Source organism: Bacillus litorisediminis (assembly GCF_022808645.1).
GTDB lineage: Bacteria > Bacillota > Bacilli > Bacillales > JC228 > Bacillus_BF > Bacillus_BF litorisediminis.
This window is the reverse complement of the sequence record NZ_JAKZKT010000008.1, coordinates 81,843-102,066: the sequence shown is the minus strand read 5'-3', so window position 1 is coordinate 102,066 and position 20,224 is coordinate 81,843. Positions and strand designations below refer to the sequence as shown.

Genomic DNA, 20,224 nt, shown 5'->3' with positions numbered 1-20,224 from the left:
CCAGTTTTTTTATTTGTCTAAGCTAGGTGATTTTGCTTTCTCGATCACTTCGCGTACCGCTGCGCGATCGTATGTAAGACGGCTTCCATCTCCACATCTGATGACAATTTGTCCTTCGTCAATTGCATCAACAAAACCGTGTAATCCTCCAATTGTGACAATCTTATCCCCTTTTTGAAGGTCACGCTGCATTTGCTGTACTTGCTTTTGACGTTTTTGCTGCGGACGGATCAGCAGGAAATAGAATAATACAAACATTAAAATGATAGGTAATAATCCTGCAAGAGATTCCAACTATATTTCACTCCTTCCCCTATTAGAAATTTTTCGCATTGGGACGATTAAAACCATATTGTTCGAAAAACTCCTCCCGGAAATCCAAGAGGCGGTCTTCGCGAATGGCTTGTCTTACCTGCTTCATTAAGTTTAGCAGAAAATACAGATTATGATAAGTAGTAAGTCTAATTCCGAACGTCTCATTTGCTTTAATTAGATGCCTGATATAGGCACGGGAATAATTTCGGCAGGTATAACAATCGCAATGTTCATCTAAAGGACCATAATCTTTTTCGAACTTCGCATTTTTTATATTCAATCTGCCTGTGCTGGTCATGAGAGTTCCATTGCGTGCAATCCTAGATGGAAGCACACAGTCAAACATGTCTATTCCCCGAATCGAGCCGTCAATCAAAGAATCAGCACTTCCTACACCCATGAGATATCGCGGTTTATCGGCTGGCAATAAAGGTGTGGTAAATTCTAATACCCGATTCATCACATCCTTTGGTTCGCCGACAGATAATCCCCCTACTGCATAGCCAGGGAAATCTAATGAAATCAAATCCTTTGCACTAAGCTCACGTAATTCCTGATATTCTCCTCCCTGAACAATACCAAATAGCCCTTGGACATCCGGGCGCTTATGCGCCTTTAAACATCGTTCCGCCCATCTGCTCGTACGTTCTACTGACTTTTTCATATATTCAAAGGTAGCTGGATAAGGCGGGCATTCGTCAAAAGCCATCATAATATCAGAACCTAGTGCATTTTGGATTTCCATTGCTTTTTCCGGTGATAAGAAAAGACGATCTCCATTTAAATGATTTCTGAAATGAACGCCTTCTTCTTCAATTCTTCTCATATCACTTAAACTAAATACTTGGAATCCGCCAGAATCTGTTAAAATTCCCTGATCCCAATTCATAAAACCATGCAGACCGCCCGCTCCCTTTACAATGTCTTCCCCTGGTCTAAGCCAGAGATGGTAGGTGTTACTCAAAATAACACCGGCACCCATTTCTTTTAATTCTTCTGGAGACATGGTTTTCACTGTAGCTAAAGTGCCCACTGGCATAAACATAGGTGTTTCAAAGGAACCATGCGGAGTATGCAAGATTCCAAGTCTGGCCCCTGATTGCTTGCACGTTTTAATCAGTTCGTATCTAATTGGTGGTGTCAAGGCCTGTACTCCCTTCATGTATCAGCATAGCATCGCCAAAGCTAAAAAAGCGATAGCTTTTCTTTACGGCTTCCTCATAAGCTTTTATAATAAATTCTCTGCCGGCAAGCGCACTCACCAGCATGATGAGCGTAGACTTTGGCAAATGGAAGTTTGTAATCATTCCATCAATGCCTTTAAAAACAAATCCCGGATATATAAAAATATCAGTCCAGCCTGAGTCGGCTTCAAACCGGCCATTATTTTTTTGAGCAATTGTTTCTAAAGTACGAGTCGAAGTGGTGCCAACCGATATAATCCGGCCTCCTGCTTCTCTAACCTGATTTAGAAGCTGAGCAGTTTCTTCTGTCATCTGGTAAAACTCTGAATGCATTTGATGCTCATTAATATCCTCAACCTGAACGGGACGAAAAGTGCCTAACCCTACGTGAAGAGTAATGAAGGCAATGTGAACCCCTTTTTTGCGGATATCCTCTAATAACTGTTCAGTAAAATGCAGGCCAGCTGTTGGTGCAGCCGCAGAACCTTCATGTTTTGCATATACAGTCTGATACCGGTCCTTATCCTCTAGTTGCTCTGTAATATAGGGCGGCAGCGGCATTTCCCCCAATTGATCTAAAATTTCATAAAAAATTCCATCATAGAAAAATTTAAAAATTCGCCCGCCAAACTCAGTTGTTCCGACACATTCAGCCCGTAAAATCCCGTCCCCAAAAGAGAGAGTCGTTCCCGGTTTCACCTTTTTCCCAGGCTTTACCAAAGTTTCCCATTCATCTGATCCGACTTCCTTTAGTAATAGAACTTCTACCTTTGCCCCTGTGTCTTCTTTTACTCCATAAAGCCGGGCCGGCAAAACCCTAGTGTCATTTAATACTAAACAGTCACCAGGATTCAAATAATGGATAATATCCCGAAAGATTCGGTGTTCTATATCGCCTGTTCTCTTATTTAAAACCATTAATCGGCTTTCTTCTCTTTGTTTTAATGGGGTTTGCGCTATTAATTCTGGCGGGAGGTTAAAATCAAACTCATCAACCTTCATGATGCTATCAATCTCCAATCTCAATACTTAAACTTGATGTTGATTTCCGCTGCATGCGTTTCGCTTCCAGCTTCAATCAACATACTAAAATCTTCGTAAAAAATAAAATATAAGTGATAAAATGATACTTACTAAGATGGATGTTACGATAGGAAAATAAAAGGTAGTATTGCCTTTTTTGATAACAATATCGCCTGGAAGTTTGCCAAGCTTAAAGAAATAAAACAGGAGTCCGACGATAAAAAGTACTGCTCCTATAGTCATCAGCATTTTTCCTATTCCGCTCAATCCTTTGGCACCTCCATCTTAAAATGACGATAAGCTAAATCCGTTACCACTCGTCCTCTTGGCGTCCTCTGAATAAAACCTATTTGCAGTAAATACGGTTCATATACTTCTTCAACCGTCGTTACTTCTTCACCGATTGTGGCAGATATCGTTTCTACCCCAACGGGACCGCCTCTGTATTTTTCGATCATACTTAGCAGCAGCTTATGATCAATATGATCCAACCCTTGCTTATCAACTTGAAGCTGATCAAGAGCATTGTTGGTAATCTCAAGATCTATATAATCGTTTCCTTGAACCTGTGCAAAATCACGAACCCTGCGCAAGAGACGGTTCGCAATCCGAGGTGTCCCCCTTGATCGTTTTGCAATTTCAAGGGCAGCACTTTCGACAACTTCAATGCCAAAAATATCTGCAGTTCTTGTTATGATTTTAGCCAATTCCTCTGTTTCATAATACTCTAGCCGGCAAAGTACCCCAAATCGGTCCCTTAGAGGAGCGGATAGGGCGCCTGCTCGGGTGGTTGCGCCAACTAATGTGAAGGGAGGAAGATCAATACGAATGGAGCGAGCTCCTTCACCCTTTCCGATCACTATGTCTAGGCAAAAATCTTCCATCGCACTATATAATACCTCTTCTACCGCCCGATTCAAACGATGAATTTCATCGATAAATAAAACATCCCCTGGCGATAAGGCGGTAAGAATCGCAGCTAAATCCCCAGCTCGCTCGATAGCAGGGCCAGAAGTCGTCTTTAACTGAACATTCATCTCCGCAGCAATAATCCCGGCTAATGTAGTCTTCCCCAGTCCAGGAGGACCATATAACAAGACATGATCTAGCGACTCTTCCCTGATTTTGGCTGCCTCGATAAAAATTTTTAAATTATGTTTAACCTGTTCTTGTCCTATATAATTTGTAAAGCTAGAGGGGCGGACGCTTAACTCAAGTGATGCATCCTCTGGACTGACAGTATCTGAAACAATTCGATTTTCCACCATTTATCACCCTTTAGCCATCAGCATTTGTAAGCCTTTTTTTACATATAGATCGACAGTAAAGCCGTCCATCTTTTCTAATTCCTTTTTAATTTTATGTAACTCCTTTTCCGAGTAGCCTAAAGCCTTTAAGGCTAATATAGCTTCTTCCAGCTCATCATAAGCAGAGGTGTTATTGCTGGTGATTTCTTCTGCTGCCTGATGAGCTGTTCTTATTTCAAACCCTTTTAGCTTGCCTTTTAAGTCTAAAATCATTTGTCTTGCCGTCTTTTTTCCAACACCAGGAAACTTTGTTAAAAAGCTTTCATCCTCAGCTTCTATTGCAGCAGCCACTTCATTAGGAGCAGTTGCAGCTAAAATAGCTAACGCTCCTTTTGGTCCAATTCCCGTTACATTGAGCAGCTGTTTAAATAACTTTTGTTCTTCTTTACTGACAAAACCGTACAAAGCATGGACATCTTCTCTTACATAAAGAAAAGTGTAAACCTTCACCGGCTGTTTGGAGAAGCGATATGGGTTAGGAGTCATCACCTGATACCCGACTCCATTCACATCGACTACTATATATTCTGGTTCAATATCTACAATTGTCCCGTTTAAATATTCATACATACAACTATCTCCTCAACGATTTGCTGCCTTCCATTTTATCATACCTTTTATAGAAATGGTTGGGCTGAAACGGGAGAGATGACTGAAAATGTAAAGAATTGTTTGGCTAGTGCTTAGGCTAGGCGTAGCAGTGACTTTACTGCGCAGAGGTTAAAGAAACCATAAGCTCAGAATCTACTTTTACTTGAATTTTTAATATCGCATTGGGTTCATTGCTAAAATCCTATATATCAAGTGTAAAAAGAAAACCCGGTGAAGACCGGGTTTCATTCTTTTGAATAATTTCTAAATACATTTAATACTTCCACATATTGATCTTTGGACGAGATGCGAATTCCTTTTTCAAGCTTTTTGCGTTCTATACTTTCCAGCTTTTTCATATCTAGCTGAAAAAACGATTGAATTACACGTGCTTTACTTGGTATGCCATTAAAGATAGATAACACTCCATCGTGTGTAACCCCAAAGTACCCATTGGATTTAAGAAGAGGTGAAATATCATCTACCTCTTTTTTAAACTTAACCATTCCTGCTTTCATATCTACTAGCTGCCATTCGCTATATTTACTCCAGAAATCTTCCATCGCTTGGATTTTTTCGTATACAATCTCTTCACTTGTTTCACCATCGATATAGTTTCTTTCCAAAATGACCTTTACGATTAACGGTTTCATTTCTCTTGCTGTAGCTTGAACCGCTTGTGCTTCCTCATTTCTATATGAATCGCTATTAAAAAATACAAGTCCATATGCGGCTGTTACTAATAAGAAGAGTAGGACTACACGCAGATGAAGTGTCATCTTGGTCACCTCGGGAATCAAAATGTTTTCATTAGTTAGTTTGACCAAACTTAGAAACTTTATCCATTTGAAATGACATTAAAAAAAATTGGCTAGCTCCAAGCACGGAGCAGTCGATTGCCAAGTTGCACTTATCACACTCGAAACGCCACATCCTAATGTATCGCTCGACTTCGCCATTCTGGCCGTCGTACTTTATTCCAAAAATTTTAGCTACGTCGAATTTCTTGTTTGCTAAAATTTTTAATTAAAATGTAAAAAAGCAGAGCCGTTTAATGGCTCTGCCTCTTCTATTCGGCAATTTCCCGTTCATTTGGCAAATAGGTGGAAAAAAGCTCCTCCAATTCACGATTGATTTGCTCAACATTTTTTCCATCCCGCATTTTATTGTCTACTTCTCTCATTTTGACAAACTCTTTCGGATCCGTAATGACTACAAGTTCACGGCCGTCCCGGTATGGAACAACAGCTTCCTTCACAGTATGAACAACTTGTTCTTTATGAAAGGGGTCATCAATCTCCACGCCAAGAAAAATCGTATCGTTGTAGACGATGGTACGAACATGCCGAACGTGCTGTACCTCCCCGACCCGGTTTGAAATTTCATTGGCTAATTCGCCATTATACTTTTCAAAATATGGCCTTTGCGTCATCCATTCAGGATTATTAATATGGTGATGATAGTTATAATCTGCATCTGAATAGGTATAATCCTCGATTTTGTCTTGACCGCGGTTTAAGGTAGGGTCATTATACCCTTGTGCAGGCATGCGGTTATTGTTCATAAATCCGCGCTCATCATTTGTAAAATATCCGACGCGGTCGAAGGGGTCGTTTTGTGCGTTTTCACCGGCATTGGGATTAGTGTTACAAGCAGTAACACCTGTGAGCAAGAGACATGTTAAAGGGATACTTACAATTATTCGGTTCAACCTAAAAACCCCCTTTGACTTCCAATGGCATGTTTTTCACATGCTATTTTTAGCTTGTCAGCAAAAGGAGGCTTTCATTACTGTCAGTTCAGTCCAATTTATTAAAATTTCGGAGGTGCAGCAGCAAGATGTCGCTTATGTTCCGACTGTGCATGCATTTTTTCAATTATTTGACGGTCTTTTTCTGGAATGGTTTCTCCTCTTAAATAAGCATCAATCATATCGTAGGTCGTGCCCATTTCATTTTCATCTGTTTGGCCTTCCCATAGTCCGGCACTAGGCGCTTTATGAATAACATCATCTGGTACACCTAGATATTTCGCCATTTCTCTTACTTCACCTTTGGTCAAGTGAACAAGCGGTACTAAATCAACACCGCCATCCCCATATTTAGTGAAATATCCGGTATGCCATTCAGCAGCATTATCGGTTCCGACAACAATGTACCCATAGTTGTTAGCAACCGCATATAATGTGGTCATACGCAGTCTTGCTTTTGTATTGGCTTCCCCTAATTGAGCCCGTTCCTCATTCCAGGTTCCTGCTGCAACAAGCTGTTTTTTAATTTGATCCATTAATACAGAATGTGTCTCAGACAAATCAATCAGGTGATAATCTATTTGACTGCTTTGTACGACCTTAAGTGCATCTTCCTGATCACGCGGATTGCTTTTGCAAGGCATAATTAAACCTAATGAGTGATCAGGAAAGGCGCGTTTAATCAGATGTGCAACAACCGCAGAGTCAATCCCGCCGCTAATACCAACAATCGCTCCATTCGCATTGGCCTCTTTTATTTTGGATTGGAGCCAGGAAACTAAATGATTCACTTTTTGTTCCATTATGTTCTCCCTTTCACAAAGTTTGTCTCTATATTACCATATTTTGCAGGGAGTTAAAAAATTTTAATCTTTTTTCATATTGGTCAATCGTTACATTTAACAGATTTTTTACTGTTTTTTCTTGTCCCAACAGGCCGTGTTTTATCGCACGGTTCCATTCACGATAAATGTCAGTAGGATATAATATTGCATATATAAAATAAGGATCCTCAAGTAATTGTGAATAACCCGGCAGCTTTATTAATTCATTTACGTCCCATTGAAGAAAGGGTAAAATCCGATTCGCATACTGCAGGTAATCATGAATAGGATGTCCTATGGAAGACAAATCAAAATCAATCAGGTACAGACCTTTTTCGGAACGGATAAAATTGTGGTGTGCTACGTCACCATGAAGAATTACTCGTTCTTCCTTTTCATATGGTGAACGGTATTCAATATTTTTTAAAGATTTCTCGCCCCATTTCAAAATATCCTCAATAATTCCAGAAGGAACAAACGATTGTAACGCCGGCACATTGGACTTAAATTGCCGATAGCGTTCAACCCATTTCTGGTAATAATCGATTGATCCAAAATAAGAATCTCCTTTAGATAAAACTTTTTTTGTATGATCATGAAATTCTTTTAATAAAAGAACGCCTGCTTGGCAATTTTCGTTTGAATTAAAACGGAATACAGGATTACTATGTTCAATCCAAGTTAAAATCCCATAATATTTTCCTTTATATAAGTATCCTTTTTCAGGTTTAGTTTTTAAAAAGTGGTAGGTTTTATTGAACCCTGCCTTATGAAGCCGCTTGGTTAACCATTTTTGTTTTTTCAAAGAGTCTGCATTTGAAAAGCCCTTTCCCGCATACTTTTTTTGATGGGTCTCAATTTTAAAAATTTGGTCCCTGATCAGGCTTATTTTTTTGATAGGTTCCTCTATATTAGCTTGAAAAAAGGAAAGGAGACGACTTTGTAAGGGATCGTCTCCTGATACTGTGTGTTTGTGATTGCTATTACTGATCATTATCGTCACGTATTGATTCAGGACCATATAAATTCGGGTCATATGGAGACCCTTGCCATCCAAATGGCGCTACATCGGCTTGCGGGTAGAAAGGGGCAGGGTAACCGTTTGGCATGAGTCTTGGGCCGCCACAGCCGCAATCATCAATAGCTTGTGGCTTTGGTGCATAAGGCGCTCCTTGATAGGTATCTGCTAAATCATCATCATATAGTCTCTGGCCTTGGGGAGAGGTCATTGGATATCCTTGGCCCATTGGTCCTTCACTGAAGCCTTGGACTCCCATTGGCGCTCCGCCGTATCCTGGTCCGCCCATTGGCATTCCTCCAAAACCTTGGACTCCCATTGGCGCTCCGCCGTATCCTGGTCCGCCCATTGGCATTCCTCCAAAGCCTTGGACTCCCATTGGCGCTCCGCCGTATCCTGGTCCGCCCATCGGCATTCCTCCAAAGCCTTGGACTCCCATTGGTGCTCCGCCATATCCTGGTCCGCCCATCGGCATCCCATCGAAGCCTTGGACTCCCATTGGCGCTCCGCCGTATCCTGGTCCGCCCATTGGCATTCCTCCAAAGCCTTGGACTCCCATTGGCGCTCCGCCGTATCCTGGTCCGCCCATCGGCATTACTCCAAAGCCTTGGACTCCCATTGGCGCTCCGCCGTATCCTGGTCCGCCCATCGGCATTCCTTCGAAGCCTTGAACTCCCATTGGTGCTCCGCCATATCCTGGTCCGCCCATCGGCATTCCTTCGAAGCCTTGAACTCCCATTGGTGCTCCGCCATATCCTGGTCCGCCCATCGGCATCCCATCGAAGCCTTGGACTCCCATTGGCGCTCCGCCGTATCCTGGTCCGCCCATTGGCATTCCTTCGAAGCCTTGGACTCCCATTGGCGCTCCGCCGTATCCTGGTCCGTCCATTGGTCCTCCGTACTCTGTGTCACCCATCGGTGTTTCGTCATAATCGAATCCGTCGTCTTCATAATCATCTATTGGTACTCCGCCATATCCAGGACCTCCCATTGCAGGAAAGCCTCCTGTAGGGGTAAATCCTGCCGGACTGTCGAAACCTGGTTGCATGAACGATGACCCCCATTGACCATATGGCTGCGAAACAGGCTGGGTTGGAGTCGGCATCTGTGCAAAAGGCTGTTGTAGATATGGATTGTAAGGTATATTTTCATCCTGCATCGTATCTTCAATACCCATTACTTGAGTGTAATCATACGGTGGTTGCTCATATTCTTCCATAAATTGTGGCATTTGATTTGGAAAAGGCGGTGTTGCGATCCCTTGTACTTGTGGAGCAAAATGCATTGGTCCGAATCCCGGCGGGCATGGCGGTGGCGGGCAAAGACCAGACCCAGGTAAAACTGGTGATACAGGTACACTATATTCCTCAACTGGCGCAATATTTTCCTCCATCGGAGCGATATTCTCTTCGACTGGGGAAATATTTTCTTCAATCGGTGCAATTGGCATTTCTTTAATTGGAGCCATCGGTTTTTCCTTAATCGGTAAAACTGGCTTTTCTGCAATTGGGGCCACTGGCTTTTCTTTAATTGGTGCGACAGGTTTTTCCTTAATCGGAGCAACTGGTTTTTCTTTGATTGGCGCTACCGGTTTTTCCTTAATCGGAGCAACTGGTTTTTCTTTAATTGGTGCTACCGGTTTTTCTTTTATCGGAGCGACCGGCTTTTCCTTAATCGGGGCCACTGGTGCTTCTTTTTTAGGCTTTGGCGGAATATTTGGCATTTCGACGGACATGTTTTCCATGTTTACCATATAATAATTATTGATATCGATGTCAGGAACAATCGGCTTTGGCATTTTAGGAGCAAATTGAACACCCTCGACTTTTTTAGGTACTTCTTTTATAGGTGCCTCTTTAATCGGCTGGGCTATCGGCTGCTGATTGCTTAAAGGATGTTCCTTAACAGGCATTTCTTTTTTCGGTGAAATTGATTCTTTTTTTACCGTTCCGCCAGAGTCAGGTACTTTAATCTTCATGCCCGGCATTATCATATCAGGGTTTGATAGCTGGGCATTCATTTTTTTCAACTCATCGAAATTAACGCCATATTTTTTGGCGATATTCCACAGAGTATCCCCTTTTTGGACAATGTGAATCTTCACGTGCATATCCCTCCTGTCAGGCATTCGTCCATATAGTCTATGTGACTCTAGGCATTTTGCTAATCATCCTCAAAAAAAAATATGAGAGGATTGGAAAAAATATGTGTTTCCCGGAAAATATGTGTCGACCATTACATAGTTATGAAAACAATTAAGAAGTTGTGTTTGTTTAAGAATCGAAAAAGTAGAGAGGAGGAAGATGTAAAGCAGGGGGGAGGTCCGACGGCGAAGGGAGGAGGCAATGAATCAGATCACCCCCCATTTCAGATTAGGATAAATGAACATATGGAAAAACTGCATGTATAAGATTAAAAACCCCGGCAAACCATCTTTCATTACATTGCTCGTCTCTTTTTAGTAAAATAAATGTATAAGGGAGGGGTTTCAGTTGAGTAAAAAAATGTTAGGAGCTGAACGGAGGAACTTTATTTTAGATTTGTTAAAAACCAGTAAGGAGCCTCTTACAGGCAGTGAATTAGCCAAACAGACCAATGTGTCACGCCAGGTCATAGTTGGTGACATAACCTTGCTTAAAGCGATGAATGAACCTATTGTTGCAACCAGTCAAGGGTATATCTATACAAAAAATGAACCCACTGCCTATGTTGAACGGATTGTAGCGTGCTATCATACACCCCAGAGGACAGAGGAAGAACTTCAGCTAATTGTTGATTACGGGGTCACTGTTAAAGATGTGACGATTGACCATCCCGTTTACGGTGATTTAAAAGCGTCTGTTATGGTATCCAACAGAAGAGACGTTGAGCTTTTTATGGAGAAAATGAGAAAACATAAAGCTTCCTTTTTATTAGAACTGACAGAAGGATATCACCTTCACACATTATCAGCACCAAACATGCAGCAACTGGATGAGGCGGAAAAAGCCCTTGGGAAAGCAGGCTTTTTAGTAGAAACGCTATATTAAGATATGAAAAAGAAGACTACAAACCGGTAGCCTTCTTTTTTCAATCGGTTATTTAGCTGATTGCAATGATATGGTTGAATACGAAGGGTAACTGCCTAAAATTTTAACTCCGCATCCGATCGCCTCTAATTCCTGAATGGCCCCAGGAATTAATACATCATCCCATTTTTCCTCAATATCAATTATAAAAAAATAATGTCCCAGTCCAGTTTTCATTGGTCTGGACTCAATTTTGCTCAAATTAAGCTTTCTCCAAGCAAATGCCGACAGGACTTGATGGAGCGTGCCAGCCTCGTCCATTGGCAGAGTTACCGTTATCGTGGTTTTATAAGAATTCAGCTTTACTTGTCTGGAAGCCGTCTGAACCGGATGATTAGCTACGATTGCAAATCGGGTGTGATTATTTTTGGAATCGTGAATATCTCTTTTTACAATTTGCAGACCATGGTGTTTCGCAGCAAGTTCATTGGCAATAGCCCCTATTTTTCGTTCTTTCTCTTCTTTTACCTTTTTAGCAGCCGCAGAAGTAGATGTAGCTTCTTCCCGGGGTATATTTGAAAATTGCTGATGCAAAAAGCGATGACATTGAGCCAAAGCTTGCGTATGTGAATAAATCTTCTCGATTGTTTCCCATTCATCCGCATAATTGGGGTGAACCATTAAATGCTGACGGATCGGCAGAATTAACTCAGACACAATCGGAAACTGCACTTCATGAATAAGGTAATCTAATGTGATATTCACTGAACCTTCTAAAGCATTTTCTAGAGGTACAACCGAAACCTCTACCTCTTCTCTTTGCAATGCATCCAGCGAATCTGGAATCGTTTTATACGGCCTGGGATCTCCATCAGGAAAAAAAGTCCGAACCGCCTCATGTGTGAAAGTTGCTTCTGGTCCCAGATAGGCGATTTTCATTTTACGCTCCCCCTCTTAGTCTTAATCAAAATGGATCTAAAAGTGAGTGAGGAAGGCTTATTCAATAAATTCAAATTCATAATCCATAATCCGGACAATATCCCCATCACTTGCTCCTCTTTGTCTTAACGCCTCATCAATCCCCATTCCCCGGAGCTGGCGGGCAAATCTTCTAACTGATTCATCTCTTGAAAAGTCCGTCATCTTAAAGAGACGTTCAATTTTGTCACCAAAAATAACAAAGCTGCCATCTGATTCGCGCCGAATGCTGAAGTCGGATTCTTTATTTTCATGTTTATAAACAACCCGGTTTTCCTCTGTTTCTTCCTCCAGATTTAATGGGAACTCAGGTGTCTCATCTAAAACATCAGCAATCTTTAACAGCAATTCTCTGACACCATCTTTTGTCACCGCTGAAATCGGAAAAATCGGGTAATCCCGGTCTAGCTGATTTCTAAATTTCTTGAGGTTTTCCTCAGCTTCTGGCACATCCATTTTATTAGCAACGATGATAATCGGCCGTTCAGTTAACCTTAAATTATATTGTTCCAATTCATTTTGAATGGTTACAAAATCTTCATACGGATCTCTGCCCTCAACAGAGGCCATATCAATCACGTGAACGATGACCTTTGTTCTTTCAATATGGCGTAAGAATTGGATTCCAAGTCCGACACCCTGATGAGCGCCTTCAATTAATCCTGGCAAATCAGCCATGACAAAACTCCGGCCATCCCCAGCTTCAACCACTCCTAAATTCGGCACAATCGTAGTGAAATGATACTCGCCAATTTTAGGGCGCGCTGAAGATACAACAGACAAAAGCGTGGATTTCCCAACGCTTGGAAACCCTACTAAACCCACATCAGCTAACAATTTAAGCTCCAATATGACGTATCGCTCTTGTCCCGGTTCGCCATTTTCGGCTATTTCAGGAGCCGGATTAGCAGGGGTCGCAAAGCGGATATTGCCCCTTCCGCCTCTTCCGCCTTTCGCGATAACAGCACGCTGGCCATGACGGGTTAAATCTGCAATAATTTCCTGTGTATCTTCATCTCGAACTATTGTTCCGGGCGGAACTTTAACTATCATATCAGGAGCATTTTTTCCATGCATACTTTTAGACATGCCATGCTCGCCGCGAGGAGCCTTGAAATGCCTTTTATAACGGAAATCAACTAAGGTTCTGAGTCCTTCTTCGACTTCAAAGATTACATCAGCCCCTTTGCCTCCGTCTCCTCCTGCAGGTCCTCCCTTCGGTACGTACTTTTCACGGCGGAAGGCAACCATTCCATTACCGCCATCTCCGCCTTTTACATATATTTTTGCTTGATCGACAAACATCTGATTCCCTCCTACGGAACCTACTCATGCATGAATCATGATTTCAAAGGTCAGTTCTCCTTCAGTCTCGTCGATGAAGTGAACTGCCCCTCTTTTTAAAGGATGCTTATGTATGTATGTTACAATATTTGAATTTGGAAGAAATTCTCCTCTGACTTCAATGAATAAGCGTGTCCATTCTGATGTTACCTCAATTGAAATGAATACATGATTTTCACCCTGTGGATCAAATGAATCCTCCAAATATAAAAATAAATGATTCATCCAGGATGTAATCACCTGATCTTCCAGAGGAAACGTCCCCGATACCTCAAGAACCTCATATTCTAATCTAAAAAAATGCTGCATCCAATTACAGGTTAACAGAAGTGAACTAAAATCATCTAATCCCAAATTACTCAAATTTGATTCGTTTCTTGCATCAATTATGATTTCATCTATGATTTCCTTAGCACGATTAGTTTTGCCAAGCTCTAGATTACCTTTTATCAGCTGGAGCTGATTAAGCCAATCATGTCTGGCATAACGTAGTATTTCCACTACATTTTTTGGTTCCCTCATTATTCTTCCCCTAATTTCTACTATTTTTACCGCAATCGGAAAAGAAGTTATATTAGATCAAAAGCCAGGTTGCACAGCTTTTCCGATGACTCTCCCTCTGAAAACATATTACATGCTTTTTAAGCTAGTATAACAAATAAGGAAACAGAACTATAGCACTTTTCTGCCAGAATGAAAAAGGCTGACCCCTATGAGTCAGCCTCAACTTTCCCTTAAGCTTCTTGAGCTACAGGGTATACACTTACTTGTTTACGATCACGTCCAACACGCTCGAATTTAACAACTCCATCTACTTTAGCAAATAGAGTATCATCTCCACCGCGTCCTACGTTAACGCCTGGATAAACTTTTGTTCCACGCTGACGGTAAAGGATGGATCCGCCAGTAACAAATTGACCATCCGCACGTTTAGCACCTAAACGCTTTGCGATAGAGTCACGACCGTTCTTTGTAGAACCTACTCCTTTTTTAGATGCGAAAAATTGAAGATCTAAACGTAGCATTTATTCCACCTCCTGCGTATGGTAGGTTATTTTAATATAAGAATGATATTCTCTTTCAATCGATTCCAGAGAAGAGATCATCGAACGAATGAGGAGCTGAAGCTTCTCATCCATTGCTTTATCTTCTAGATTCGGAACGCTGCAGCGGAGATAACCGCCGCCACCTCTTTGCTCGACAGAAAGCTCAATCCCTAACAGCTCTTCTACAGCATTAATAGAGCCAATGGATACAGCCGAAACGCCTGCACAAACAATATCTTCTCCCGGTTCTGCAAATTGTGCATGTCCCTGGATTAAGAAAGAGGTAATCCGTTTATCAGAATCCTTGTTAATCGACACTTTAATCATAGAGATCAACAGCCTTACGCGTTGATTTTTTCAATCACTACTTTGGTATACGGCTGACGATGACCTTGTTTTTTGTGGTAGTTCTTCTTAGCCTTATACTTAAAGACAACAATTTTCTTTTGACGACCTTGTTTTTCTACTTTTCCAGTAACAGTCGCACCTTCAACTAGAGGGCTACCTACTTTTACGTTGTCTCCACCTACGAAAAGAACTTTATCAAAAGTAACAGTTTCGCCTGCTTCAACTGGTAATTTTTCTACGTAAATAGCTTGGCCTTCTTCAACTTTAAGTTGTTTACCACCAGTTTCGATAATAGCGTACATAATTGGCACCTCCTTAGAATCTCAGACTCGCCGGTGATAGGTGTAAAGGAAGCTCCTTTATCTTGAAACCATAACCGCGCGGTTGTAGCACGGGTGCTACAAACTAACATCCAAAAATATAACACAAATATCATACGTATGTCAATCAGATTTAAGAATCGATCCTGGTAATCCGATAGAATGGATGAGAATGTTCAATCGGTTCAAAGGATAGTTCAAGATGCAGGGTTTTTTCTAAATGTTCCTTTAAAGAATAGGGCTGAATCGTAAAGCAGTCGATAATATCGGTTGTCGCTTGAATAACGATATGGTCTGCCTTTCCTTTTCTTTCTAAAATCTCTCTTTGCAGGGAAAACGCAAGTGCCTCTGCAGAAATGACTCGGCCCGATCCTGAACAAACAGGGCACTGGCTTGTCAGTTTCTTTTTTAAAGAATGGCCGGTCCGTTTCCTTGTTAAAAGTAATACTCCTAATTCATGAAAAGAACCAACCTGAATCGTTTTGTGGTCCTTTTTCGTTTCCCTGAGAAAAATTTGCCTTATTTTTTCTTTTTGGTCATCTCCTGACATCTCAATAAAATCGATAACGATTAATCCAGCTAAATCACGTAAGCGAATTTGCTTTGCTGCCTCGATGGCTGCCAGTTCATTTGTTTTAAATACCGTTTGCTTATGCTCTCTTTTGCCAATATATTTCCCGGTATTCACGTCAATCGAAGTCAATGCCTCGGTCTCATCAATTGTCAGACTTGCTCCATTTGCAAGCCAAACATGCTGTGAAAGAAGCTTCTCTATTTGCTGTTCTATATGAAAGTAGGAAAAAATTCCTTCAGCTCCCTGGTAAAGTTTAATCTGCCAACCCGAAATATCACCGAACATAGCACAAAGATCCTTTATTAATTCAGCAGAATCAACCCAAATCGTTCCTTCATTAAATCGGTGAACAAAGCCTTCAAGTTCTTTTAAAAACGGTTTAGGCTGAAAAAGTACGAGAGGCGGTTTCGAATAGGGAGCTTGTTTGATATAGTAAGTAACAGTTTTCTTTATCTCCTCAAATTCCTGTCTCACTTTTCCCTCAGGCTTTTTTGCACAGCTTGTTCTGAGAATAATTCCTTCGTTTTGGCTTAGCCAGGCTGCAGCCGTTTCCCTCCATTTCCCTGCCAGGTCTTGATCGATTTTTTTCGAAACCGCTACATAAGAGCTATAAGGCAGATAAACCAAATCAATTCCCGGCCATTCAATTAAACCTGTTAGCCTTGCCCCTTTCTGACCGACAGGTTCCTTTTTAACTTGAACGATTATTTTTTCTCCCCTGGTCAAAAACTTCGTAATAGGCATTTGCTTCTTTTGTTCCAAAGGAAAGTCAGACAAACGAAAGGAGGGGAGATCGTCACGATGAATAAATCCTAACTTTTCTTCGCCAATATCAACAAAGGCTGCATTCATTCCGGCAATGATATCTTCCACTATGCCAATGCAAATCGATCCGGCAGCATGATGAGGGATTGGCTGTTCAATGTGTATATGTTCTAATTGTTTATTTTGCAAAAAAGCAAACCGCTGTTCAGCGGTCTTAGCATTGATCACAATTTCATTCAAAATAAAAACACCTCGGGGAAAGATCCTAGTACATATACAATAAGTCTCCAACCTTGCCTTTGTAAAGTTTGTCTGCAAAAAAGGCGTGTAAAAGCTCATTTTCATCAATATTTGCGTTTGACCCATTCCCACTAATCCTGATTGTATGCTTACGGCCCCTTGAAAAGCGCTCCAAAACGTCCACGATATTCTCATCCGGATTGGCATAAATCGTCTGAATCGCTTTTACCTCCTGATCTTTGTTCCCATAATAACGTTCGAGTAAAAATCGGATAAAGACAAATGGTCTTTGCTTCCACTCTTTCCAAAGGGAAAACATAAGAAAAATCCAGATGACCCAACTGTTTAAATGAAGAGGATTCCAAATCAGGATGGCAAGTAAGGTTATAACAAGGGTTCCTGCTGTTGTATATAACGTATAAAGATGAGCTTTCCGAAACGCGAAAAATTGAGAAAGCCATAAAAATAAAAGCTTTCCTCCATCAAGAGGCCATGCCGGAAGAAGATTTATCAATAAAATCATCATATTAAAGCCAGTCCATAACGTGTAATTGTCAGGATGAATCAGCATTTGATCATATAAAATCCAAAGCACAAGTTGAATCCATATATGCTGAATCGGGCCAGCAAGCACGACAAGCAGCTCTTCTTTGATGGGTCTGTTTCCATGCTCATCCATCTCTGCTACGCCGCCAAAGGGGAGAAGAGAAATCTTTTTAATTCTCCACGAAAAAAAATGGGCCATCAGCCCGTGACCTAATTCATGAATCAGTACAAATGTAAATAGGACAAGGACCTCCATGAACCTGGCAGTTAAAATGGAAACTCCAATAATCAGCCAGAAAAGAGGGTGGATGTGTATTTTTCTAAAGAAGCTAATCCATTTTTTCAAAAGATATCACCTGGATAGGATCGATAAATTCATTCCCTTTTTGAATGGCAAAATAAAATTCTCCCTTGCCCTCACTTTTTCCGTCAGACACCGTCCCTACTTGTTCCCCCATCGGGACATTTTCTTGATAACTTACATTTATCTCCTTTAGTTGCCCATACCAGGTAATCGTATCATCTGCGTGTTGAATCATAACAGTCTGACCAGTATCCTCTTTTTTCCCGGCAAATATAACAACCCCTTCTTTCATGGCTTTAACAGGCTCATTTTTGCCTGTTTCAATAGTGATTCCCTGATCAGTGGTTTCGAAGGAGTGCAATACCTTTCCTGAGGCAGGCACAGCATAATCTACCGTCACCTCAGAATCGTCAGCTTCCTTTGAATCGGTTGGAAAAAAGGCAAGCGGTTCTCCAAATGTATCTTCATACCATTCGGTGACTGCAGCAAATTGAAAGTCATTTTCCATCGTTTCGGATACGACCGTTCTGATCGAGTCTAGCGAACTGTTCGTACTTTTAAACAGAATCGCAGTTAATAAAAATAAACAGGCCGAAGCAAGGATTTTAAATATAAAAATTTCCTTTTTAAATAAAACAGGAGATCGGTCTGGACCAGATTCAAAGGTATACATCCTCTCAAATCCATGTTGTTCCTCAACCTCTGGAAGGATAAAGCCCCGTCTCTCCTCCCCTTGACCTCTATGGAGTCTTTCTCTTTTCCGCTTTGCAATTCGCTTCTTTATTTCATCTGTCCGGCTCATTTCGCAGATTCCACCTCTTTATTTGCAACATTATTTGTACAAGTCTATGACCTGTCCTCTTAAAATAGAATCAAATGTGTGAATAAAGCTGGTTTAGCTAGAATAACTCCGGATCAAGCACTGTTAGGGTTCTCATCTTCTATATTTTGTACTTGAGCAACTTTAAAAGGGACATTTTGCCCTTATTTCTTCTGCTGTCTGTCCTTCATCACCCTTATGATGGTCATTTCACTTTTCGTTTTCTTTAATTTTTCCTTTAACCCTCATTTAAAAGACTACATCGATTTCTCCACAACTAAAGTAGATTGCATGGAATTAAAAAAAGGTATTGGATTCTCATAAATCCAATACCTTTCTATACATACGAAATGATTAAACCTTTACTCCAAAAAATCTTTTAATCTTTGCGAATACACCCTTTTGATCAAAATCAAGCGATTGCAAAGGAACCGATTCACCGAGAATCCGTCGTGCGATATTGCGGTATGCAATCGATGCACGGCTCTCCGGATTTAAAACAATCGGCTCACCGTCATTAGAAGCTTTAATCACTAAATCATCGTCTAAAACAATACCTAATAATTCAATAGACAAGTGGGTTGTAATTTCATCTACATCCAGCATGTCTCCATTTTTCATCATATGAGTTCGAATTCTATTAATGACGAGCTTAGGACGCTCAATATGATCTTCTTTCTCCAATAATCCTATTACTCTATCTGCATCACGAACAGATGAAAGCTCTGGCGTTGTAACAACAATCGCCTGATCCGCTCCGGCAACAGCATTTTTAAAGCCTTGCTCGATTCCCGCAGGACAATCAATAATAATATAATCATAGTCTTGTTTGAGATTCGTTATAAGTTCTTTCATCTGTTCGGGATTGACGGCATTTTTGTCACTCGTTTGTGCAGCAGGCAGTAAATATAATAGATCATTAAAACGCTTGTCCTTAACTAAGGCCTGGTGTAATTTACAGCGCCCCTCAACTACATCAACTAAGTCATAGATGATTCGATTTTCTAGCCCCATGACCACATCTAAATTTCTTAATCCAATATCAGTATCCACTAAACAAACTCTTTTCCCTTGAAGGGCTAATGCAGTTCCAATATTTGCCGATGTCGTTGTCTTACCAACGCCACCCTTGCCAGATGTAATAACGATAGCTTCTCCCACTTTTACCGTCCTCCTTCCAAAAATCGAGTTAACCCGGGACGAAGATAGATCAATGATTGCAGCCGGTCGACTACAATTTGTCCCTCGTCATCGATATAAGCACATTCCATATCATGTCCATCCAGATCATAATGATCAGGTGCCCGATTTAAAGCATCGGCAATCCGCAATTGGGATGGTTTCATTTTCGAAGCCACTATCACTGCTTCTGTATCTCCATTATAACCAGCATGGGCAATGCCGCGGATAATACCCATCACGAAAATATTGCCGCCAGCAATGACTGTTCCGCCCGGGTTGACATCTCCGATTAAAAGTAAGTCGCCCGGTACTTTCAAGACTTGTCCCGAACGTACCATTTTCGCAACCGAAACAATTTCATTTTCCTCTTTTAGCTTCTGGGCTTCCTGCTTTGTAATGACCTGACTTTGAATGGATCCGATCACCAAGTTTTTCTTTCGGTGTACAACCGAGCTTAAGAGTTCCTTCTGCTCATCAGTTAGGTAGCGTAATCCCGTTTGTATATGTACTTGAACGAGAGGTTTATCTTCTTGACCTTCATATGTCCCTGAAAGCTTATGTTCAAGCTCTTCAAGTAATTGAGAAAACGAACATGAATCGTCCATATGAAGAGTTAGACCATCCTTCGTACCTTTGATGATGACATTCTGCTTCGTTTTCATATCTTTTGTCACCTCTGACCTATTGTTAAAATTCAACAAAAGGCGTCTATTTTCCTTTTTTTCATAAAAAATATT

At 41.1% G+C, this 20,224-nt stretch carries 23 protein-coding genes and 1 other annotated feature; of the genes, 1 reads left to right on the top strand and 22 read right to left on the bottom strand.

Going from position 1 to position 20,224, the window contains the following annotated elements; all coding sequences use genetic code 11:
* Positions 1-9: 9 nt before the first annotated feature.
* The 11 genes from yajC to safA form a co-directional block, all read right to left on the bottom strand.
* Positions 10-294, bottom strand: a complete 285-nt coding sequence (gene yajC, locus MLE14_RS06225; protein ID WP_243297484.1) for a preprotein translocase subunit YajC — start codon at positions 292-294, stop codon at positions 10-12.
* A gap of 22 nt (positions 295-316) precedes the next feature.
* Positions 317-1,477, bottom strand: a complete 1,161-nt coding sequence (gene tgt, locus MLE14_RS06220; RefSeq protein WP_243297483.1) for a tRNA guanosine(34) transglycosylase Tgt — start codon at positions 1,475-1,477, stop codon at positions 317-319.
* Complete coding sequence (queA, locus tag MLE14_RS06215; RefSeq protein ID WP_243297482.1) at positions 1,443-2,501, bottom strand: tRNA preQ1(34) S-adenosylmethionine ribosyltransferase-isomerase QueA; 1,059 nt, start codon at positions 2,499-2,501, stop codon at positions 1,443-1,445. Before queA ends, tgt begins: the two co-directional genes overlap by 35 nt.
* Before the next feature lie 84 nt (positions 2,502-2,585).
* The gene (locus tag MLE14_RS06210; RefSeq protein ID WP_390628338.1) at positions 2,586-2,771 is read right to left on the bottom strand and encodes a DUF2905 domain-containing protein; all 186 of its coding nucleotides are present in this window, start codon (positions 2,769-2,771) and stop codon (positions 2,586-2,588) included.
* Between the two features lie 14 nt (positions 2,772-2,785).
* Positions 2,786-3,790 carry a Holliday junction branch migration DNA helicase RuvB gene (gene ruvB, locus MLE14_RS06205; protein WP_279326316.1) on the bottom strand — a complete coding sequence of 335 codons (1,005 nt, stop codon included), beginning with the start codon at positions 3,788-3,790 and terminating at the stop codon, positions 2,786-2,788.
* A 3-nt stretch (positions 3,791-3,793) separates the two neighbouring features.
* A complete protein-coding gene (gene ruvA / locus MLE14_RS06200; RefSeq protein WP_243297479.1) occupies positions 3,794-4,399 on the bottom strand; it encodes a Holliday junction branch migration protein RuvA in 606 nt (201 codons plus the stop codon).
* A gap of 266 nt (positions 4,400-4,665) precedes the next feature.
* Positions 4,666-5,199 carry a BofC C-terminal domain-containing protein gene (locus MLE14_RS06195; RefSeq protein ID WP_243297478.1) on the bottom strand — a complete coding sequence of 178 codons (534 nt, stop codon included), beginning with the start codon at positions 5,197-5,199 and terminating at the stop codon, positions 4,666-4,668.
* A gap of 290 nt (positions 5,200-5,489) precedes the next feature.
* Positions 5,490-6,131 carry a YhcN/YlaJ family sporulation lipoprotein gene (locus tag MLE14_RS06190; protein ID WP_243297477.1) on the bottom strand — a complete coding sequence of 214 codons (642 nt, stop codon included), beginning with the start codon at positions 6,129-6,131 and terminating at the stop codon, positions 5,490-5,492.
* A 101-nt stretch (positions 6,132-6,232) separates the two neighbouring features.
* Entirely contained in the window at positions 6,233-6,973 is a 741-nt protein-coding gene (gene nadE, locus MLE14_RS06185; protein WP_243297476.1) for an NAD(+) synthase, read from the bottom strand.
* A gap of 28 nt (positions 6,974-7,001) precedes the next feature.
* Positions 7,002-8,030: a phosphotransferase gene (locus tag MLE14_RS06180; RefSeq protein WP_243297475.1), complete on the bottom strand. Its 1,029-nt coding sequence runs from the start codon at positions 8,028-8,030 to the stop codon at positions 7,002-7,004.
* Positions 7,978-10,116, bottom strand: a complete 2,139-nt coding sequence (gene safA / locus MLE14_RS22420) for a SafA/ExsA family spore coat assembly protein (protein ID WP_313897735.1) — start codon at positions 10,114-10,116, stop codon at positions 7,978-7,980. Before safA ends, MLE14_RS06180 begins: the two co-directional genes overlap by 53 nt.
* A gap of 400 nt (positions 10,117-10,516) precedes the next feature.
* Here safA and MLE14_RS06165 point away from each other — a divergent pair, with 400 nt between their 5' ends.
* On the top strand, positions 10,517-11,041 hold the full coding sequence (locus MLE14_RS06165) for a transcription repressor NadR (RefSeq protein ID WP_243297511.1): 525 nt from the start codon (positions 10,517-10,519) through the stop codon (positions 11,039-11,041).
* Between the two features lie 48 nt (positions 11,042-11,089).
* Here MLE14_RS06165 and pheA read toward each other — a convergent pair whose 3' ends face one another.
* From pheA to minC, 11 genes are all read right to left on the bottom strand, one after another.
* On the bottom strand, positions 11,090-11,959 hold the full coding sequence (gene pheA, locus MLE14_RS06160; RefSeq protein WP_243297474.1) for a prephenate dehydratase: 870 nt from the start codon (positions 11,957-11,959) through the stop codon (positions 11,090-11,092).
* A gap of 57 nt (positions 11,960-12,016) precedes the next feature.
* Positions 12,017-13,303 (bottom strand): GTPase ObgE, encoded by a 1,287-nt coding sequence (obgE, locus tag MLE14_RS06155; RefSeq protein WP_243297473.1) that lies wholly within the window; start codon positions 13,301-13,303, stop codon positions 12,017-12,019.
* Between the two features lie 24 nt (positions 13,304-13,327).
* Positions 13,328-13,864, bottom strand: coding sequence for a Spo0B domain-containing protein (locus MLE14_RS06150; RefSeq protein WP_243297472.1), 537 nt, complete (start codon positions 13,862-13,864; stop codon positions 13,328-13,330).
* 212 nt (positions 13,865-14,076) lie between these two features.
* Entirely contained in the window at positions 14,077-14,367 is a 291-nt protein-coding gene (rpmA, locus tag MLE14_RS06145) for a 50S ribosomal protein L27 (RefSeq protein WP_243297471.1), read from the bottom strand.
* Positions 14,368-14,715 (bottom strand): ribosomal-processing cysteine protease Prp, encoded by a 348-nt coding sequence (locus MLE14_RS06140; protein ID WP_243297470.1) that lies wholly within the window; start codon positions 14,713-14,715, stop codon positions 14,368-14,370.
* 14 nt (positions 14,716-14,729) lie between these two features.
* Positions 14,730-15,038, bottom strand: coding sequence for a 50S ribosomal protein L21 (rplU, locus tag MLE14_RS06135; RefSeq protein ID WP_243297469.1), 309 nt, complete (start codon positions 15,036-15,038; stop codon positions 14,730-14,732).
* Positions 15,039-15,051: 13 nt separating this feature from the next.
* Positions 15,052-15,132, bottom strand: a sequence feature (ribosomal protein L21 leader region).
* A gap of 57 nt (positions 15,133-15,189) precedes the next feature.
* Positions 15,190-16,635 (bottom strand): ribonuclease E/G, encoded by a 1,446-nt coding sequence (locus MLE14_RS06130; protein WP_243297468.1) that lies wholly within the window; start codon positions 16,633-16,635, stop codon positions 15,190-15,192.
* Positions 16,636-16,660: 25 nt separating this feature from the next.
* The gene (locus MLE14_RS06125; protein WP_243297467.1) at positions 16,661-17,527 is read right to left on the bottom strand and encodes a M50 family metallopeptidase; all 867 of its coding nucleotides are present in this window, start codon (positions 17,525-17,527) and stop codon (positions 16,661-16,663) included.
* A complete protein-coding gene (locus MLE14_RS06120; protein WP_243297466.1) occupies positions 17,511-18,287 on the bottom strand; it encodes a M23 family metallopeptidase in 777 nt (258 codons plus the stop codon). The genes MLE14_RS06125 and MLE14_RS06120 overlap by 17 nt, the downstream gene beginning before the upstream one ends.
* Before the next feature lie 372 nt (positions 18,288-18,659).
* Positions 18,660-19,466: a septum site-determining protein MinD gene (minD, locus tag MLE14_RS06115; protein WP_243297465.1), complete on the bottom strand. Its 807-nt coding sequence runs from the start codon at positions 19,464-19,466 to the stop codon at positions 18,660-18,662.
* A 2-nt stretch (positions 19,467-19,468) separates the two neighbouring features.
* Positions 19,469-20,149, bottom strand: coding sequence for a septum site-determining protein MinC (minC, locus tag MLE14_RS06110; protein WP_243297464.1), 681 nt, complete (start codon positions 20,147-20,149; stop codon positions 19,469-19,471).
* Between the last annotated feature and the right edge of the window lie 75 nt (positions 20,150-20,224).

Excerpts from the sequence above, each read along its gene's own strand:
- tgt (WP_243297483.1), bottom strand. The coding sequence starts at position 1,477 with ATGAAGGGAGTACAGGCCTTGACACCACCAATTAGATACGAACTGATT.
- queA (WP_243297482.1), bottom strand. The coding sequence starts at position 2,501 with ATGAAGGTTGATGAGTTTGATTTTAACCTCCCGCCAGAATTAATAGCG.
- MLE14_RS06210 (WP_390628338.1), bottom strand. The coding sequence starts at position 2,771 with ATGCTGATGACTATAGGAGCAGTACTTTTTATCGTCGGACTCCTGTTT.
- ruvB (WP_279326316.1), bottom strand. The coding sequence starts at position 3,790 with ATGGTGGAAAATCGAATTGTTTCAGATACTGTCAGTCCAGAGGATGCA.
- ruvA (WP_243297479.1), bottom strand. The coding sequence starts at position 4,399 with ATGTATGAATATTTAAACGGGACAATTGTAGATATTGAACCAGAATAT.
- MLE14_RS06195 (WP_243297478.1), bottom strand. The coding sequence starts at position 5,199 with ATGACACTTCATCTGCGTGTAGTCCTACTCTTCTTATTAGTAACAGCC.
- nadE (WP_243297476.1), bottom strand. The coding sequence starts at position 6,973 with ATGGAACAAAAAGTGAATCATTTAGTTTCCTGGCTCCAATCCAAAATA.
- MLE14_RS06180 (WP_243297475.1), bottom strand. The coding sequence starts at position 8,030 with ATGACCCGAATTTATATGGTCCTGAATCAATACGTGACGATAATGATC.
- MLE14_RS06165 (WP_243297511.1), top strand. The coding sequence starts at position 10,517 with ATGTTAGGAGCTGAACGGAGGAACTTTATTTTAGATTTGTTAAAAACC.
- pheA (WP_243297474.1), bottom strand. The coding sequence starts at position 11,959 with ATGAAAATCGCCTATCTGGGACCAGAAGCAACTTTCACACATGAGGCG.
- obgE (WP_243297473.1), bottom strand. The coding sequence starts at position 13,303 with ATGTTTGTCGATCAAGCAAAAATATATGTAAAAGGCGGAGATGGCGGT.
- MLE14_RS06150 (WP_243297472.1), bottom strand. The coding sequence starts at position 13,864 with ATGAGGGAACCAAAAAATGTAGTGGAAATACTACGTTATGCCAGACAT.
- rpmA (WP_243297471.1), bottom strand. The coding sequence starts at position 14,367 with ATGCTACGTTTAGATCTTCAATTTTTCGCATCTAAAAAAGGAGTAGGT.
- MLE14_RS06140 (WP_243297470.1), bottom strand. The coding sequence starts at position 14,715 with ATGATTAAAGTGTCGATTAACAAGGATTCTGATAAACGGATTACCTCT.
- rplU (WP_243297469.1), bottom strand. The coding sequence starts at position 15,038 with ATGTACGCTATTATCGAAACTGGTGGTAAACAACTTAAAGTTGAAGAA.
- MLE14_RS06120 (WP_243297466.1), bottom strand. The coding sequence starts at position 18,287 with ATGAGCCGGACAGATGAAATAAAGAAGCGAATTGCAAAGCGGAAAAGA.
- minC (WP_243297464.1), bottom strand. The coding sequence starts at position 20,149 with ATGAAAACGAAGCAGAATGTCATCATCAAAGGTACGAAGGATGGTCTA.